Genomic DNA, 16,278 nt, shown 5'->3' with positions numbered 1-16,278 from the left:
GGTGAAATCGTGCCCAGGAGAGGTGATGATGAGATACCTGTCTACGCCCCGGAGATACCGATCAGGGGCAGACCTAGTGCTAGAATATTGATCGCTGCCTTCCTCGTGCTGATCTTCCTCTTGATCTCATATCTCAGCGTATACGTTGTCGATCTAGGATACGCGGCCGTGACAGTGGATCCCCTGACGGGCCAGATATCCGACCCCATAGTAGGCCCGAGGATAGCCCTCAAGATGCCCTGGCAATCGTTGAAGAAGATCTATGTGGCCAGCGATGCTCTACACATGTGGACGGATGTTAACGCGACCACGTACGGCTATGGAGGTGCTATAGGTGACTATCCGGCCGTTGAGACCCTTACCAAGGATGGTCTTCAGGCTTGGGTGGACCTGACGGTGAGGTGGCACGTGTCCCCGAGCTCCGTGCCCACGATAGTGAGGAACTACCCCGCGATTGATTATAAGGATAAGCTTCTGGTGCCTTCGATAAGGCAGGTCTGTAGGAACATAATCTCCAACTATGAAGCCGCTGAGGTTCCCCTGGTAAGGGGAAGAATAGGCGCGGAGATCTTCGAGGCGTTACAATCCTCATTGAGCAGGGATCCGACGACGGGAGGGGGGATAATAATAGATGAGGTCTACGTGAGGAACATAAGGTTGCCTCCTGAGTTCCTCAAGGCCATACAGGATAAGCTGACATCTCAGCAGAGGATGATAGCGGCTTACTTCGAGAGGAACAGGACCCTCGTACTGGCCAATGCGAGCGCCACTGCTAAGATACTCGAGGCCGAGGGGGAGGCTAGAGCAAGGTTAATATTGGCGAACACTACTGCCAAAATTGTTGAGATTTTGGTAAGTAAAGGGGCTAAGCCGGAGGAAATAGCAACGCTCATAGTCTATATGGAGGGATTGAAGGACGTGTCCAAGTCGAACGCCACAGTGATAATAACGGGTGGGGGGAGCGCACCCATAATCTACCCGGTCCGAGGAGGTGGTTAGGTTGAGGACCTTCGGGCTGAGGAATATCCACGTGCTCAGGGTCGATGAGGGGGAGGAGGTAGTGAAGGAGATACTCCGCGCTTGTGAGGAGAGAGGCATCAGAAGCGCAATCCTAGTGGGCCTGGGTTTGCTCTCAAGGAGCAAGATAGCGTTCTTCGATCCAGCCACCCAGAGCTACAGGACGATGGAGATAGATGAGCCCCTAGAGCTGGCCTCGTTGATCGGAAACATCAGCCTCAAGGATGGCAAGCCCTTCGCCCACATACACGTCGTTATTGGGGATGAGAGGAGAACTCTGGCCGGTCATCTCGTCGAGGGATACGTCGGAGGGACCGTTGAGGTTGCTATATTCGAGCTTGAGGGAGAACTCTTGAGGGATATAGTTAGAGGCGGCCTAACCCTTCTGAATGTCTGATATCTCCTTCAATAAATCCATCAGATCATCCGCCAGCTGCTGAAGCTCTTCTAGGGCTTCTCTCCTCTTTCTGATCAGGTCCTCGCAGTCGATTATGCTGACGCTCATATCTAAGGATATTGGGGTTATCGAGACGGCCCTCTCCACGGTCAGTGCATATAGATCAGTCCCCCTGTCCCTTTCCGACACAGGGACCGGGTTCCCTCCCAGCCAATAGTACGGATTTCCCCTCGTATCGATCCTCTCGAGCACGTAATTCTCGTACTTGACCCTGCCCAGCCTGGTCACCCTCACGGGGGTGTCCACCGATATCCTGTAGGGGAAGTTCACGTTGAGCAGGTCAACCCCCTCGGGCAGTCCCCTCCTGATCATCCAGTCCGTTATCTCAGCCGCTATCCTGGCCTGTATCTTGAACCTCTCAACGGGTCTGCTCAGCTGCCCCCCAGGCACCTCAACGCTGAAGGCCGCGGATCTTATGCCCGCGATCGCTGCCTGGAGGGCCGCCGCTATAGTGCCGCTGGTGAATATGTTATCCAAGGTTATGTTGTCGCCCACGTTTATTCCGGAGACCACGACCTCCGGTGTTGAGTTCATTATGAACTTGAGAGCGACCGTGACCGCATCCCCGGGCGTCCCGCTAATGATGTAGGCCTCCCTGTAACCGAAGTTTCCCACCCTGACCGCTAGCTTCCTAATCCTGAGAGGCTTGTGAAGGGTTATCCCCTTGCCCGCGGCGCTCATCTCATGCTCCGGTACTACTGCCGTCACCTTACCGACTTTTTCCTCTAGTAGCGCTATCCAGAAGGCCCTGAAAGATGCTGAGTGTATGCCGTCATCGTTTGTGAGTAGTATTTCACTCTCCATACTTGGACCTCAGGGCCCTGACGAGATCCATAGCGTACTTCTCCTCCGGCTGGGATCCCACAGATACGTCCAAGACCTCCTCCGTGCCATCTTCCTTAACGGATATGATGTTATGGGGAACTGCGGAGACCTGATACCTGTCCGCTAGGTCGGGATTCTCGTAGGCTTCCACGCAATTCGCCTCCACTATTCCCTTCAGTTCTATCGCGAACTTGTTGGCGAGGAGTACCTGATAGGGACAGTAGGGGCATGTTGGCGTGACGAAGGTGATTATTTGAACATCAGCATCATACTTACGTGCTGATTTCAGGATCTCCCTGGTCCTCTCACTCAAAGCGCTGTCATCCCTGCTCAGCAGGATCATGGTTTCGACGAAAGCCCATGCCTCATATCCTATGGGCGCCCCCGTGTACCTTATCCTGTAGCCCCTCTTGGGATCGAGCAGTATCGTAGGGGTCCTAGTGACTCCGTATTCCTCAAGTGCGTGAGGCTCCATTCTCACGTCCACGATCTCCACCTCTATCATTTCCGACAGATCCCTCAGCTCTGCCAACAGCTCCTCCACCCAATCGGAGTATTCATCGTTCCCCAGACCCTTCAGCAGGATGATATCAATCGGCCTCATCATCTCCGATTCGAATCTCGCCCTGAGCTGAGCAGCCGTCTGCTCATCTATTATCCTCCCTTTGGATCCCATGCGTTCACCGGGCTCCGGGGAAAAGGGTCTATTTAAACCTCACTGAGGTTAGATGATCGCACCGCGGGATTTAAATATTTTGGATAGATAATCCATCCAAGGAGATGATAGGGTGCTGGGGATGTCGAAAAGCCCCCATGAGGGAGCCTCCTCCAGAATCGTCTCGAGAGCGGGCATCTGGGTGTCTTTGGGTGTCCTCACTAGGATAGCGAAGCACCTCCTGATAGGGCCTATGCAGGTGATTAACCTGCCCCTACTCTTCACGATGCTGGCTGGCTGCCTCGATGGTGCATCAATGGGCTTAATCGTTGGTTTTCTATCCTTCTTGGCCTCAGATGCCTTCTTGGGAATTGGTCTCTGGACACTCGTCGATGGTCTCATCGCAGGACTCGCCGGATCCATCATGGGCATCCTTGGGAGGGTGAGCCTCGGCTGGGGCATGGCATTCCTGCTATCTTACATTCTGACTCTGGCCTACGACATACTGACATCTTGGATACTTTATATGGCTTTCGGATTAGCTCCTCTCCACTCGCTGATTATGGGGATCATCGGGCTTTTCCTTCCAACCGGTGGGGGGAGCGTCTTCATGATAGGACCAGTCACAGAGATCTCAACGGCACTATCCTTCTCGCTATTGGTCGTTGAATTGAGGAGGAGGTCCCTTGATTGAGCACTTAATGCTCTCGGTATAAGCTCCTACATTGGAATATTTTTGAATTTTATACCGGATTGAAGTAAATTCGCCAAAGGAGTTCCCGTTTAAAAACCAATCATGGAACGCTCTCTCCCGCGTTCGCGGCGGCCGTTCCAGATAACTTTTTACCTTAAGCCGCTCCTTTAACTGTGGTGACCTCGCCTTGATGGAGATAAGATGGCATGGGAGAGGGGGTCAGGGGGTCTGGAGCGGCTCCGCGGTCCTCGCTTACGCTGCAATAAAGGCTGGCAAGTACGCGCAATCCTTCCCTCAGTTCGGACCCGAGAGGCTGGGAGGACCCGTGACGGCATTCAACAGGATAGATGATAAGCCCATAGTGGAGAGGGGTCCCATCTATGAACCCGATGTCGTCATAGTGATAGACCCCAGCCTAGTGAAGCCCAGGTATGTTTCATCGCTTATCGAGGGATTGAAGCCCGGTGGTAAGTTCCTAGCCAACTCCGAGGAGGAACCCTCCTCTCTAAGATCTCAGCTGGGCCTACCGGACAGGTTCGAGATCTGGAGCGTCGATGCGACGACGATAGCCCTTGAGGAGATCGGGAGGGCATCCCCCAACACGACCATGCTAGGCCTGCTCCTAGCAGCGACAGACCTACTGCCTGTGGAGTACTTGGAGGAGGGAATAAGGTGGAGATGGCCAGGGGAGGTGGGTCAGAAGAACATAAACGCCATGAGAAGGGCTATTAAGGAGTCGAGGGTGGATCGCGCGAGGGAGGTGATTAGAGCATGAGCTCCCAACTCTTGGGGTGGAGGGATCTCCCCATAGGGGCCGTGGCTTTCCTGAGCAGCAAGGAGTATCCCACCGGTGAGTGGGCCGTCTTCCAGCCCAAGATAGATGAGAAGAAGTGCATCAAGTGTGGCTTATGTTGGATGTATTGCCCTGATGGCGCTTACAGGTGGGACGGTGAGAGCGTTCCGGTACCCGATTTAGATCACTGCAAGGGCTGCGGGATCTGTGAGGTCGAGTGTCCAACGAAAGCCATTCAGATGGTGAGGGTCTGAGGGGGGATGTGTATGGCAATCTTGAAGAAGGTTGAGCAGACAATGATGGCCCTTAACGGCGATGAAGCTGTTGCTTGGGCCGTAAAGCAGAGTAACGTTGACGTAGTGTCTGCTTACCCTATAACTCCACAAACAATAATAGTTGAAAGGATCTCAGAGTTCGTGAACAACGGTGAGATGGACGCCGAGTTCATCCATGTGGAGAGCGAACACAGCGCGTTGAGCGCAGCGTGGGGGGCGGCCTTAGCGGGTGCGAGGGCATTCACGGCAACGGCGGCCAACGGACTGGCACTGATGTGGGAAATTTTATACATAACAGCATCCACTAGGACACCAGTCGTCATGGCTGTCGTCAACAGGGCATTGAGTGCCCCGATAAACATACATAATGATCATAGCGATACCATGGGAGCTAGGGACTCCGGCTGGATACAGATATACAGTGAGGATGCTCAGGAAGCATATGACAACACGATAATGGCGTTCAGAATAGCTGAGGAGTCCCTATTCCCTGTGATGGTGACTTTGGACGGTTTCACGATATCTCACACTCTCCAGAACGTCTCCGTGCTCCCGGACGATGTCGTCTCGGAATTCGTTGGTGTGAGGAGGATCCCCAGGATCAAGCTCCCCAGGATACATGGTGATAAGGAGATACCTCTAATGCTCAATCCCAAGTATCCGATAACTTTCGGGCCCCTGGACCTGTACGACTACTACTTCGAACACAAGGTGCAGCAGAATGAGGCGATGAAGGAGACTTTCCCGATAATAGAGAGGGTTCACAGGGAGTTCGGTGAGATAAGTGGGAGATCCTACGATCCGGTTTTCATGGTTCCCTACAGGACAGAGGATGCTGACGTAGTAATCCTGGGACTATCTTCCACGATGAGCGTCGTTAGGAAGATCGTAGATGATCTCAGAAGTGAGGGAAAGAAGGTCGGCGCCATCAGGCTCAGGGTCTTCAGACCATTCCCAGCGGATCACCTCAGGAAGGAGTTATCTGAGTTTCATGCGGTCGGCGTACTCGACAGATGCATAAGCTTCGGTGGGGAGGGCGGCCCTCTCTTCACGGAGGTAAGGTCAGCCCTCTACGGTCTCCCCTCGAGACCCATAGTGCATGACTACATATATGGGTTGGGAGGAAGGGACCTGCCGCATAGCCTGATAAGGAAGATCTACGAGGAGCTCCTCTCCGCGAGGGCGGAACCGGAGGTTCCTGTTGTGAGATACGTGGGGGTGAGGGAGTGATGTCCACGTGGAGACCGGACATCAAGGAGCTCGCGAGGAAGGAGATGCAGACTAGACCCTTCGAGTCAGGTCATAGGCTCTGTGCTGGCTGTGGGGCTCCAATCATAATTAGGCAGATAATGATGGCCGCCAGGAAGCCGGTGGTCTTCGTTAACGCGACCGGCTGCGTTGAGGTGGCCACCTCGATATTCCCATACACGTCTTGGAACGTTCCCTGGGCTCATAATGCGTTTGAGAACGCGGCTGCGGTGGGATCTGGGATAGAGGCCGCTAGAAAGAAGCTCTTCATGGCTAAGAGGTTTGAGAATGATCCCGACGTGGAGCTGGATTACGACGTGGTCGTGCTCGGTGGAGATGGCGGTACGTATGATATAGGACTTCAAGCGATATCCGGGGCTTTTGAGAGAGGTGACAAGATCCTCTACGTCCTATACGATAATGAGGCATACATGAACACGGGCATCCAGAGATCCGGCGGCACCCCCTTCGGGGCCAGGACCACGACGACCCCAGTAGGGAGTGTCATAAAGGGGAAGGTTCAGTTCAAGAAGCCCATAGTTGACATAATGGTGGCCCACAGGATACCTTACGCTGCAACAGTCTCCTCTGCCTACTGGAACGACGCGCTGGTGAAGTTCAGGAAGGGATTTGAGGCCGAGGGACCGGTATTCATACACGCGTTCTCCACCTGCCCGCTGGGCTGGGGCTCTGAGACTGCGGAGACCGTCAAGATAATGAAGTTAGCGGTTGAGACATGCGTCTTCCCGCTTTATGAGGTTGAGAATGGACAGTACAAGTTGACAGGTCCCAGCCTGGCTATAGCGAAGAATCCAGATAGGAAGAAGCCTGTTGAGGAGTACTTAAAGCTGCAGGCCAGGTTCAGGCACATGTTCAGACCCGAGAACAAGTGGATGCTCGAGAGGTTCCAAGAGTGGGTGGACAGGGAATGGGAGCTCCTCCTCAAGAAGGCTGGATTTTAAACTATAACTCCCCTCTACTTTTACTTTTTCCGGTAATTCCTATCTTCTAGATGACCATCCTTAGCTTCAGTGCAATAAAGAAAGTTGAGACGGTATCCCTCAGAATTCCTCCTCTTCTTCCTCCTCCCAGAAGCTCTCCTCCTCACCCTCCTCCCAGAAGTCCTCATCGTCGAGCCACTCTTCCTCCTCCAAGCCCTCCTCCAGGGGCACGATGTCCTTCACGTCCCCCCTCTCTATAGTGACTTCCAGCAGAGTCCCGCAACTGGGGCACTGTATCTCTCCCTCGTAGTCATCCTCGTCCAGGTAAAATTCATAGCCACATACGGGGCAGACTATCTCCGGCAAAGTCTCCACCGATCCCCAGGAGCTCGAGGGACCTATATATACATTTCGCTGCCGTTTCCGCATGAGAGAGGCGATCGTCGGTGATCTACCCCACTCCCCTGCGAGCCAGCCTCAGGGCCTGCAGCATCAAGAGGAGCTCCACCACCCCGCCGACCAGCGAGAGGGAGAATAGCCTGAAGCCTATACTGAGATCCCCTTCGTAAGGGCATGCCTCGATGCAGGGGCTAGAAGTGTAGTTCATGTAACCTAATACCCCGTTAAGGGACACCAAAACTATGAATGCGGACAGCATCACGGTCAACATGGTCAGCTTCCTCCATCTCATCGATATCAGCTGTAAGCCAATCAAGGAGAGGTAGCTATACCTCAAAACGTAGCATGCGAAGCATGGACTAACCAACAAAACGTACTCCGTATAAAAACTTATGATTTCTCCGACGATCGCGAGCGATATTCCCAGGAGCATGATGCTCTTATGGGAGTTCATCGCCGGATCACGCGTCTAAACAGCTTAAAAAAATTTCCTAAAAGTTCGATGAACCCCCCCTCGAGTAGAGCAGTTCATCACCCCTCCATATCGCCACTATCCTATGTTGGGGTATCTCCCTTCCATCTCTCAGCACTATTCTGTCCGATTTAACTTCTATCTCATCCCCTCGGACTTCGCTGATGTCGTTGGGCATGCCCCTATCTCTGAAGAGTATCCTGTAATCTTCCCTCCTGTTCCTGGCATCCCATATCATCGACTCAAGGATCAGGCGGATCTCGCCTTTTCTCACAGGAGCTCAATGGAAGTGCGTATAAAAAGGGGAGCTGGTGCATGCCGATGGGGGTTATTAAATGAGGATACTGGCTTTGTCCGACGTGCATGCTCCGGTCTTCCTAAAGGAGCTGAGGGAAGCTTTCAGCGACTGTGGAACAGCGGATCTCCTTCTGCTAGCGGGAGACATAGTGGACAGGGGAAGGATAGAGTACTACGGCGAGGTGGTGGACATACTGTCTAGCACAGGTGCCAAGATGATCGCCGTGTTCGGGAATGACGAGTTCGATGATCTGAAGGATGAGTTAAGAAGAAACTTAACGAGGGTGTCCTTTCTAGACGATGAGAGAGCCATCCTGAGGATAGATGATATAATGGTGGGGGTAGTTGGCTCCAGGGGTAGTCTCGAGCTCCCCACAGTCTGGCAGAGGAGGAAAATACCAAACATAGATAAGATTTATGAAGAGAGAGTGATTATATTAGGAGAAATGCTTAAGGAATTAAGAGGTAAAGTTGATATCACAATACTACTCACTCATTACGCCACGACTACGAGGACCCTTAGGGGGGAGAATCCCAGGGCGTGGAGGTATTTGGGCCACAGGGGATTTGAGAAATACCTGCAGGATGGTTTAGTGGATATAGCGGTACACGGCCACTCCCATAACGGAACCAGATCCGCCGTCGTTGGAAGGGCCACCGTTTATAACGTGGCCTTCCCTCTCTGGAGGAAGGTTGTGGAAATCTCACCCAAGTGGAGGTTGACCATGGAAGAGTACTTCGAGAGGTGATAATTTGCTGAGGATCCTAATAACGACTGTTGAGAATCTAGAACAGGCTGAGAGACTGTCTAATGAGATATTGGAGCGTAAATTAGCTGGTTGCGTTTCCATGTTTCCCGTGATCAGTAAGTACTGGTGGGAAGGGAAGATTGAGAGATCTAATGAGATCATGCTCCTGATAAAGACCCATCAGGCCCTTATAAGGGATCTCATCGACTTCATAGAGGAGAGGCATCCTTATGAGGTTCCGGAGATCTTAGTGCTACCTGTAGATGTCGCTGGCGAGGATTACCTGAGGTGGATGGAGGATGTCACGCTACGAAAGGCAGCTGATGCTGATAGGTGAGGAGGGCCAGAGGAGGCTCAGAGGGTCGCGAGTGGCTGTCGTCGGAGCTGGGGGAATAGGCTCTCCCCTCTCCCTCTACCTAGTCTCAGCTGGTGTCAATCTGAGGATAATAGACGGAGATGTCGTCAGCCTCAACAATCTCCATAGGCAAATAATTTATGGGGAGGAAGACATAGGGCTTCCAAAGGCCCTAGTCGCGGAGAGGGAGATCAGAAGGAGGAACTCCGACGTCGAGGTTGAGGGTGTGCCTGAGAGGCTGAGCGAGGACAACGTGGATAGCTTACTGAAGGGCGTGGACTTGGTGATGGATGCATCAGATAATTTCAAGACCAGGTACATAATAAACGATTATTGCGTGAGAAAAAGCATACCATTTGTTTATTCTGCGATAAACGGGTTCTACTTTGCCACATCGTTCATAATACCTAAGAAGACAGCATGCCTGAGGTGCCTATTCCCCCACGTGGAGGACTCAGGCCCTGTGCCCGTGATCGGGATGACGCCCGCTGCTGTGGCCTCGATAGCCGCTGCTGAAGCGATAAAGTATTTAGCAGGATTGGAGGTTACACTTGCAGGAAAATTACTCATTGGTGACCTGAAAAGTATGGAATTCACCACAATAAGGGTAAGTAAGAATAAAAACTGCCCTGTGTGTGGCGAGTGATCAAAGCTCCTCTATGCTGAGGTTGGTGTTGAGGAACCTCCTGACCTTCCCGACCAACTCCCCTACCCCAACCCTCACCTGCTTCATCGTGTCCCTGTCCCTGAGGGTCACCGTGTTATCTTCAAGCGTCTGGTAATCGACTGTGACGCATAGAGGTGTTCCTATCTCATCCATCCTCCTGTACCTCCTACCTATTGTCCCGGAGTCGTCGTAGAAGGCGATTATACCCTCATTTATCAGATCCAGATATATCTCCTTGGCCCTCTCGGGGAGCTCATCCCTCTTCATGAGGGGGAAGACGCCGACCTCTATGGGCGCCAGGTTCCTCGGGAGCTGAAGCCAGACCCTCTCCTCATCCTCCCTGTAAGCCAGCATGAGCTCATGGAAGATCACCCTATCCACGCCTATGGATGGTTCATACATGTGCGGCAGGAACTTCCTGCCGGTCTCCGGATCAGTTATCCTCAGATCTACTCCAGAGACCCTCATGTGACCCGAGAGGTCGTAGTCCGTCCTGTAGGCATTGTTCACAAGCTCAACCCATCCCAGGTCCTCGGTGTATACCTCTAAATCCCAGTGAACCAGCGAGTAATGGGCCTTCTCCCCTTCAATCAGCTCCCTGTACCTCAACCTCTCCAGTGGGAAGCCCAAGGTTTCGTTGAAGAACCTCTGGTAGAGGACGAGCCAGTAGGTTATAAGGCCATTGACGGTGTATCCGCTGCTCAGGGCCTCCTCCGCCGAGATCTCGGATATCCTACCGGAGGCCCTATCCTCCCTCCTGAGGAACCTCAGCTTGTAACCCAGATGGGGCTTCAGCTTCTCCATGTACACATCATCGGGATTCTCTGGATCGAAGAATATCTGCACCTCAAGCTGCTGGAACTCCCTCATCCTTATGAGTGCCCTCCTTGGGGAGATCTCGTTCCTGAAGACCCTTCCAACCTGACCCAATGCGAACGGGAGTTTCCCCCTCATGACCATGAAGGTCCTCCTGAACTCTACCACGCTACCCTGAGTCGTTTCGGGCCTGAGAGCGGCGTTGGGCTCCTCGGCCTCGGCCCCAACGGCCAGCGTGAACATCAGGTTGAAGTCCTTCAGATCCCCCCATTCAGTGGAACCGCAGTTGGGGCATCTCACGCCGTTATCGAGGATCATCCTCAGGAGCTCATCATCCGGAAGTCCCTCTAGGTTCTCCTCGATAGCTAAGGATTCCTCTAACAATTTGTCTATCCTGAACTTGGAGTGGCACCTCTTGCACTCTATTAATTTATCGAAAAAGTGCTCTAGGTGACCGGATGCTTCGAAAACTTTTATCGGTAGAATGTTGGGAGTTTCTATTTCATTGACTCCTTCTCTCAGTACTATCTCCCTCCTCCATAGGGATATCAGCTTCTCCTTCATCCTGACCCCGAGGGGGCCGTAGACGTAGAAACCCGCGGGGGAATCTGAATAAACCTCCTTGGCGGAAGGCCAGAAGAAGCCTCTTCTGCTCGCGAGGTCCACCACCTTATCGTAAATGCCCCTCATTCCCGAGCACCCACCTGACTATCTCATCCGGTATCCCGGCCCTCCTGATGAGATCTAAGACGTAATCCTTGCCTCTGTCGGAGAACTTCTTCATGAAGTAGTTCACTGTCTCGGCATACTCCCAGAAATAAACAACCCAGGCTTCTGTTTCCTCGGAGTAGTAGTCCGGCTTGAGCTTGCTCCAGGGCTTGTAGTGCATGGTTGCCACCCTGACCTCGGCCGCCCCCCTCTCGAGCACGTGATTCCTAGCTAGGATCAGGCTCTCCCCCGTGTCAGCGACGTCATCCACTAGGAGCACTCGCAGACCGTCGAGCCTACAATTCACAGGGTCAACTATTTCCGCAACTTTCTTTGATTCCAAAGCATCATAATGAATAACTCTCATCATTTTTATCTCCCTAACATTAAGTAAGTCACTGAGCAGTCTGGCCAGCACAACGCCTCCTCTCAGTATGGCCACTATCACGTCCGGCTTGTATCCCGATTCCACAACCTTTTTAGCTATTCTTTGGGCGTGAACGAGGGCATCCTCGGGGCTCACATTCAGGAATTCCATGATCACACCTCCGGGCACTTGCAGGGGATGGAGGAGCACTTAGGGCAACCCCTCTCGTACTTCCGCAGGAAGGCCCTCTCTAGATCCACCCCGAGAAGATCTGAAACGCTTATGAGCCATGCCAAAGAATCTGCTAGCTCATTCTCAATACTTTCACTGTCATTGCTCCTTATCGCCCTGAATAATTCCCCAATTTCCTCTACCAGATGGAGTGACGTTCCCGGAACCCCCCTCTTCGAATCCCTCTCCCCGTATATCTCCCTGATGAGCTTCTGGGCCTCACTTATCCTCATTTTTGAACTACCTTCTGCTCACATGAGGTTCAACGCGATCACGGCGATTCCGGTAGCTATGGATAGGAGGATAGGGAACCATTTAGGCACCTTGAGGCCACCTGCCTCCTCCGTGCTGAAGGTCAATATACCCGCGACCGACATGGGCATGAATCCCCTCTCCTTCTTCCCCGCCTTGGGCATGGTGATCCCTTCGTGAGCTGGGACCAAATAGTAATAAACCCTTTCGCTACCATGCTGCCCGGATGAGGCTGAGGTACGAAAACGGTCTTGAGATCGACTGCGGAGGTAGGAGAATACTGATAGACCCAAGGATCGCCCTAGAGGGAGTTCCCATTCTAATATCTCATGCCCACTCAGATCATGTTCCCAAGAACCTGAGGAGTGTTAGGAGCGACATCTTCGTGACTGAGGGAACATCCTCGATACTCAGGAGACTCTACGGTGGTGATTATAAGATACTGAACTTCAATGAGGGGATTGAGATCAATGGGGTGGAGGTTTACACGTTTCCCGCTGGTCACATACTGGGATCAGCTGGTTTCCTGATAAACTGTGGGGGGATCAGCCTCTTCTACACGGGGGACGTGAACCCTCATGGCGGGCTCACCGTGGAGTCCCCGGCCAGGATCCCTAGAGCGGATGTCCTAGTCATAGAGGCTACTTACGGGCTTCCCAGGTTCAGGTTCCCAGATCCGGAGATCACGAGGGCTAGGTTGGCCAAATGGGCCGTTAAAGAGGTGATGGAGGGAAGGTTCCCGGTAATAAGCGCTTACCTTGTGGGGAAGTCACAGGAGGTCGTTGCCTCGTTGAACAGATACACCAATCTGGAGGTATCCGTTTCGAAGGGAGTAGCTAAGGTGAACGCGGCTTACGAGAGGTTCGGCCTCAGGTATGTGACCGATAAAAGTAGCTCGATGGTTCACGTGACTAACAGAGCTGAGGGGGCGAACGCTGCCAGGGTAACTGGATGGGTCCTCTTCTCAAATAAGGAGAGCGACTTCCCTCTGAGCGCTCATGCTGACTTCTACGATCTGCTGAGCATAGTGGACCACTCAAATCCGAGAAGGGTGCTTACGGTCTATGGATTTGCGAGGGAATTCGCTAAAATTCTCAAAAAAATGGGTTTTGATGCCGAATGCCTAGGCAGTGCCTGGGTCGAGCTATGATCCCTTCTTGGTTATACCGGGTATCTCTGAGGGAACTATGGAGGGCCTCTCCTTCGTCGTGTCCAAGACCAGCGAGGTGTTCGTGTCCCTCACCCCGGGTATCGTCTGTATCTTCCTCAATATCTCGTTCAATTCCTGCTGGCTTCCTGCAATTGCTTTAACTATTACGTCGTATTGTCCCGTTATCTCGTGGACCTCCAGTATGTTATCCTCCAACATTGAGGCTATCTTCTTCGCCACCTCGCTGTGCTTCCCTGGCTCGACCTCGAGCAAAATTATATATTTGCTGCCCTTGCCGAGCTTCGCGTGATCCACTATAGCGGTGTACCCCTTGATTATACCGAGATCTTCGAGCTTCCTGACCTTCTTCATCACACCAGCCGGGCTCATCCCGAGATCCCTGGATACCTGAGTGAAGGTTACTCTCCCGTTCTCGACCAACTTCCTCAGGATCTCTATCTCCTTAGCCGTGATCCCCTTCACTCTAGGCATAAACTACACCCCCACGATGTCCTGTGCGGAGTCAACTCACCTCCACTACAACCGTACGTCATCCTAATAAAAAGTTTTTTGTTTAGAGTGATGAGGTGTCACAGAAGTGAGTAGTAATTCCGCCTTGGACGTCTCCAAAATGAGGAGTAAAGATCTTTTCTCGCTTCCCGGACTGAAATGGGCCATACTATTTATCTCAGCCGGGATCCTGTCCCCTATATTACTCATTTACGCAATCAAAGGGACATTAATGCCACGAGAACACCTGATTGTCTACATCATTATTCCGGTGGCATCGACGCTCTCTCTCTACGGAGGGGAGAGGTACTTGGATCTCAGGAGGGCCCTTTGGGCCTCCAATTTCATCTCATTTCCCCTGGTAATTGATGCCTTTCTAAGGACCTTGGGAGCCCCCCCATATTCAATGAGTTACACAGTGGTCTTCCTGGCATCTCTCATCTCCGGGGCCATGACCAGCAGCCTTAGAGCCAGATCACTCCCCTTCATCATATCTATCCTTATTCTAGCATCGGAGCCTTCTGTGAACGTATTCCTCTCTGTATTGGCATCCTTCATCTCATTCTATCTTTTAAGGAGCATAATAGGTGAAATAGGCCACCAGTTCCTAGGGCTGAGGGGTTTCGGCGTCGTGAGGGTGCTGGCCGACCTGCTGCTGGGAGAGAGCAGGGAGCTGGAGGAAGTGCTGGAGGGGAGGTGTGAGAAGGGGAGGGTCAGCTTCGATCTATTATCATTGGATGGGATATCCATCTTGATCACAGATGTCCATCCAGGTCCCTTCAGGTTCGGCAGCTATGATCTCCCCTTCAGGATACTCGAAGAGCTGGATTCACTAGGGTATGGCTCCATTTTCCTGAGGAGGGCTTGCTCCCACGAGAGGGATCTGCCCTCAAGGGAGTCCGTAGAGAGGCTCCTGATGGAGATCTCCTCCTGTCACCAGGCTCATGGTTGCTGTATTGGGAAGCTTGTCTACGAGCGATCGGATCACTTCGAGGTGACCGCTCAGAGGATCTGTGATTTTATTATGTTTACTGTTTCTGGAAATCCTATAAGAAGTTTTGAGGATATTCCGAAAAACTTTGAGATTATTTTATCAAGATTGCTGGGAATGAGCACCCCGATAGTTGATAGGCATGACTCACTGCTGGAAGAGTGGTACGTCAGGGCCCTACCTGGGACCGATCTAGGAGAGGAGCTCACAGATGTTCTTCTGAAAGCCGGAAGGATTGCTATCACCTCCGAGTGTTATAGGGAAGTTTTAGTCGGATTCTCCAGATCAAATCCGGGATGGAGATCTGTTGGGAGAGGGGGAATGAGAGCTTTAAGCATCTCCTTAGGAGGGGAAATCGTTACCTATCTCTCGATAGACTCTAACAACATGGTCCCCGAGCTCAGGGACCTGCTGCATCTCAACTCGGTCGAGGGAACGCGGCTCATAGTGTGCACCACGGACACCCATGAGACTTTATCGACAAAGTTAACTTACAATGCGCTCGGCTCCGAGTGCGGAGGGGATCCCGACTGCTTAGCTAGGATGGCCGAGCAGATCAAGGATCTAGTGAGGGAATCCATGAGGAATATGAGGAGCGCCGAAGTGAGGCACTGCAGAGGATCCCTGGAACTGCCTCTGTTGGGGGAGGAGAACCTAGCATCCCTGGCCTCCCTCATGAGGTTCAGCTCGATTGCGAGGAGACTCCTACTCATCTCATTCCTCCCACAACTCCTCGTACTCCTCATATTGTTCTTCCTATTTTGATTTGATTTATTAAATTATTTAATTATTTTGGATCTATGTCCGAAAGAGTATAATTATTGGGGCGTGGGCGCGAGCGCCGTGGTCATGCTCCAATTTTAAGTTTTTATTCCCCTAGGTGATGAGATGGACGGCGAAGCTGGCCTAGTGAAAGGGCCCGTAGCTCAGAATGGAAGAGCGCCCGGCTTTTAACCGGGGGGTCGCGGGTTCAAATCCCGCCGGGCCCGCTACCATACGGATCTCAGTGAGGGATCAACCGCGGGGGATTTGAGAGATGCAGGAGGAGTCCACGCTCAGAGAGATCGAGGGTCTCCTCGAGGAGGCAAGAGTCCTAAAAGCTAAGGGAGATATCAAGGGTTCCCTTAATTTAGTCAGAAGGATTATATGGGTCTCCTTCAGCTCGGTCCTCTCCAGTATTGGAATAGATGCGCCGTACGATAGCATTCTCTCACTTTATCACCTCATCCCCATCGGTATGCGTCCTCCCATAGGGGAAAGGGAGCTGGAGCATTTCGAGCAGGAGTATAGGCTCGCCCTCTACTCGGATCAACCCTTGAATTCGGAATTCATGGAAGCCAGCCTCGACATCGCGGAGAGGGCATTTCATTGGGCGAGCTCAATGATGAGAATGAAGCCTAGGAAGTAAG

General features: G+C 52.4%; 22 protein-coding genes and 1 tRNA gene. 14 read left to right on the top strand and 9 right to left on the bottom strand.

The window, feature by feature from the left end; genetic code table 11:
• Window positions 1-6: 6 nt before the first annotated feature.
• Window positions 7-999 carry a prohibitin family protein gene (locus tag BA066_00430; GenBank protein ID RDD54251.1) on the top strand — a complete coding sequence of 331 codons (993 nt, stop codon included), beginning with the start codon at window positions 7-9 and terminating at the stop codon, window positions 997-999.
• Window positions 992-1,414 carry a DUF296 domain-containing protein gene (locus tag BA066_00425; protein ID RDD54250.1) on the top strand — a complete coding sequence of 141 codons (423 nt, stop codon included), beginning with the start codon at window positions 992-994 and terminating at the stop codon, window positions 1,412-1,414. Before BA066_00430 ends, BA066_00425 begins: the two co-directional genes overlap by 8 nt.
• Here the strand turns inward: BA066_00425 and surE are convergent.
• Window positions 1,394-2,278 carry a 5'/3'-nucleotidase SurE gene (gene surE / locus BA066_00420; protein ID RDD54249.1) on the bottom strand — a complete coding sequence of 295 codons (885 nt, stop codon included), beginning with the start codon at window positions 2,276-2,278 and terminating at the stop codon, window positions 1,394-1,396. The two genes, BA066_00425 and surE, sit on opposite strands and share 21 nt — an antisense overlap.
• On the bottom strand, window positions 2,268-2,975 hold the full coding sequence (locus BA066_00415) for a hypothetical protein (protein ID RDD54248.1): 708 nt from the start codon (window positions 2,973-2,975) through the stop codon (window positions 2,268-2,270). The genes surE and BA066_00415 overlap by 11 nt, the downstream gene beginning before the upstream one ends.
• Window positions 2,976-3,087: 112 nt before the next feature.
• On the opposite strand from BA066_00415, the gene BA066_00410 reads away from it, so the two are divergent.
• The 5 genes from BA066_00410 to BA066_00390 all read left to right on the top strand — a co-directional run bounded on the left by BA066_00410 (window position 3,088) and on the right by BA066_00390 (window position 6,926).
• Complete coding sequence (locus BA066_00410; protein RDD54247.1) at window positions 3,088-3,648, top strand: hypothetical protein; 561 nt, start codon at window positions 3,088-3,090, stop codon at window positions 3,646-3,648.
• Window positions 3,649-3,835: 187 nt separating this feature from the next.
• A complete protein-coding gene (locus BA066_00405) occupies window positions 3,836-4,423 on the top strand; it encodes a pyruvate synthase (GenBank protein ID RDD54246.1) in 588 nt (195 codons plus the stop codon).
• Window positions 4,420-4,695 carry a 4Fe-4S dicluster domain-containing protein gene (locus tag BA066_00400; protein ID RDD54245.1) on the top strand — a complete coding sequence of 92 codons (276 nt, stop codon included), beginning with the start codon at window positions 4,420-4,422 and terminating at the stop codon, window positions 4,693-4,695. The genes BA066_00405 and BA066_00400 overlap by 4 nt, the downstream gene beginning before the upstream one ends.
• Window positions 4,696-4,701: 6 nt before the next feature.
• A complete protein-coding gene (gene porA, locus BA066_00395) occupies window positions 4,702-5,946 on the top strand; it encodes a pyruvate ferredoxin oxidoreductase (GenBank protein ID RDD54244.1) in 1,245 nt (414 codons plus the stop codon).
• Entirely contained in the window at window positions 5,946-6,926 is a 981-nt protein-coding gene (locus tag BA066_00390) for a pyruvate ferredoxin oxidoreductase (GenBank protein RDD54243.1), read from the top strand. Before porA ends, BA066_00390 begins: the two co-directional genes overlap by 1 nt.
• A 99-nt stretch (window positions 6,927-7,025) precedes the next feature.
• On the opposite strand, the gene BA066_00385 is transcribed toward BA066_00390, so the two are convergent.
• The 3 genes from BA066_00385 to BA066_00375 form a co-directional block, all read right to left on the bottom strand.
• The gene (locus BA066_00385) at window positions 7,026-7,271 is read right to left on the bottom strand and encodes a hypothetical protein (GenBank protein ID RDD54242.1); all 246 of its coding nucleotides are present in this window, start codon (window positions 7,269-7,271) and stop codon (window positions 7,026-7,028) included.
• An 85-nt stretch (window positions 7,272-7,356) separates the two neighbouring features.
• On the bottom strand, window positions 7,357-7,758 hold the full coding sequence (locus BA066_00380; protein ID RDD54241.1) for a disulfide bond formation protein B: 402 nt from the start codon (window positions 7,756-7,758) through the stop codon (window positions 7,357-7,359).
• A gap of 37 nt (window positions 7,759-7,795) precedes the next feature.
• Window positions 7,796-8,050, bottom strand: coding sequence for a DUF504 domain-containing protein (locus tag BA066_00375; GenBank protein RDD54240.1), 255 nt, complete (start codon window positions 8,048-8,050; stop codon window positions 7,796-7,798).
• 61 nt (window positions 8,051-8,111) lie between these two features.
• Between BA066_00375 and BA066_00370 the strand changes: the two genes are divergently transcribed.
• From BA066_00370 to BA066_00360, 3 genes are read left to right on the top strand one after another with little or no spacing between them, the layout of a single operon-like run.
• The gene (locus BA066_00370; GenBank protein ID RDD54239.1) at window positions 8,112-8,822 is read left to right on the top strand and encodes a metallophosphoesterase; all 711 of its coding nucleotides are present in this window, start codon (window positions 8,112-8,114) and stop codon (window positions 8,820-8,822) included.
• A 4-nt stretch (window positions 8,823-8,826) separates the two neighbouring features.
• Window positions 8,827-9,159, top strand: coding sequence for a divalent-cation tolerance protein CutA (locus BA066_00365; GenBank protein ID RDD54238.1), 333 nt, complete (start codon window positions 8,827-8,829; stop codon window positions 9,157-9,159).
• On the top strand, window positions 9,122-9,823 hold the full coding sequence (locus BA066_00360) for a HesA/MoeB/ThiF family protein (protein RDD54237.1): 702 nt from the start codon (window positions 9,122-9,124) through the stop codon (window positions 9,821-9,823). The genes BA066_00365 and BA066_00360 overlap by 38 nt, the downstream gene beginning before the upstream one ends.
• Here BA066_00360 and BA066_00355 read toward each other — a convergent pair whose 3' ends face one another.
• From BA066_00355 to BA066_00345, 3 genes are read right to left on the bottom strand one after another with little or no spacing between them, the layout of a single operon-like run.
• Window positions 9,824-11,350, bottom strand: coding sequence for a glycine--tRNA ligase (locus BA066_00355; GenBank protein RDD54236.1), 1,527 nt, complete (start codon window positions 11,348-11,350; stop codon window positions 9,824-9,826).
• Window positions 11,331-11,912: a phosphoribosyltransferase gene (locus BA066_00350; GenBank protein RDD54235.1), complete on the bottom strand. Its 582-nt coding sequence runs from the start codon at window positions 11,910-11,912 to the stop codon at window positions 11,331-11,333. The genes BA066_00355 and BA066_00350 overlap by 20 nt, the downstream gene beginning before the upstream one ends.
• Window positions 11,909-12,199, bottom strand: coding sequence for a nucleotide pyrophosphohydrolase (locus tag BA066_00345; protein ID RDD54234.1), 291 nt, complete (start codon window positions 12,197-12,199; stop codon window positions 11,909-11,911). The genes BA066_00350 and BA066_00345 overlap by 4 nt, the downstream gene beginning before the upstream one ends.
• A 245-nt stretch (window positions 12,200-12,444) precedes the next feature.
• Here BA066_00345 and BA066_00340 point away from each other — a divergent pair, with 245 nt between their 5' ends.
• Complete coding sequence (locus BA066_00340; protein RDD54233.1) at window positions 12,445-13,368, top strand: hypothetical protein; 924 nt, start codon at window positions 12,445-12,447, stop codon at window positions 13,366-13,368.
• On the opposite strand, the gene BA066_00335 is transcribed toward BA066_00340, so the two are convergent.
• The gene (locus BA066_00335; protein ID RDD54232.1) at window positions 13,363-13,860 is read right to left on the bottom strand and encodes an Lrp/AsnC family transcriptional regulator; all 498 of its coding nucleotides are present in this window, start codon (window positions 13,858-13,860) and stop codon (window positions 13,363-13,365) included. The two genes, BA066_00340 and BA066_00335, sit on opposite strands and share 6 nt — an antisense overlap.
• A gap of 124 nt (window positions 13,861-13,984) precedes the next feature.
• On the opposite strand from BA066_00335, the gene BA066_00330 reads away from it, so the two are divergent.
• The 3 genes from BA066_00330 to BA066_00320 all read left to right on the top strand — a co-directional run bounded on the left by BA066_00330 (window position 13,985) and on the right by BA066_00320 (window position 16,277).
• Window positions 13,985-15,634, top strand: coding sequence for a DUF2070 family protein (locus BA066_00330; GenBank protein RDD54231.1), 1,650 nt, complete (start codon window positions 13,985-13,987; stop codon window positions 15,632-15,634).
• A gap of 150 nt (window positions 15,635-15,784) precedes the next feature.
• Window positions 15,785-15,858: transfer RNA gene (locus BA066_00325), tRNA-Lys, on the top strand.
• A gap of 47 nt (window positions 15,859-15,905) precedes the next feature.
• The gene (locus BA066_00320; protein ID RDD54230.1) at window positions 15,906-16,277 is read left to right on the top strand and encodes a hypothetical protein; all 372 of its coding nucleotides are present in this window, start codon (window positions 15,906-15,908) and stop codon (window positions 16,275-16,277) included.
• The last annotated feature ends 1 nt before the right edge of the window (window position 16,278 follow it).

The organism is Candidatus Korarchaeota archaeon NZ13-K (genome assembly GCA_003344655.1).
In the GTDB taxonomy this organism is placed as follows: Archaea; Korarchaeota; Korarchaeia; order Korarchaeales; family Korarchaeaceae; genus Korarchaeum.
The sequence above is the reverse complement of the archived record's forward strand: the minus strand, read 5'-3'. Positions and strand labels throughout refer to the sequence as shown.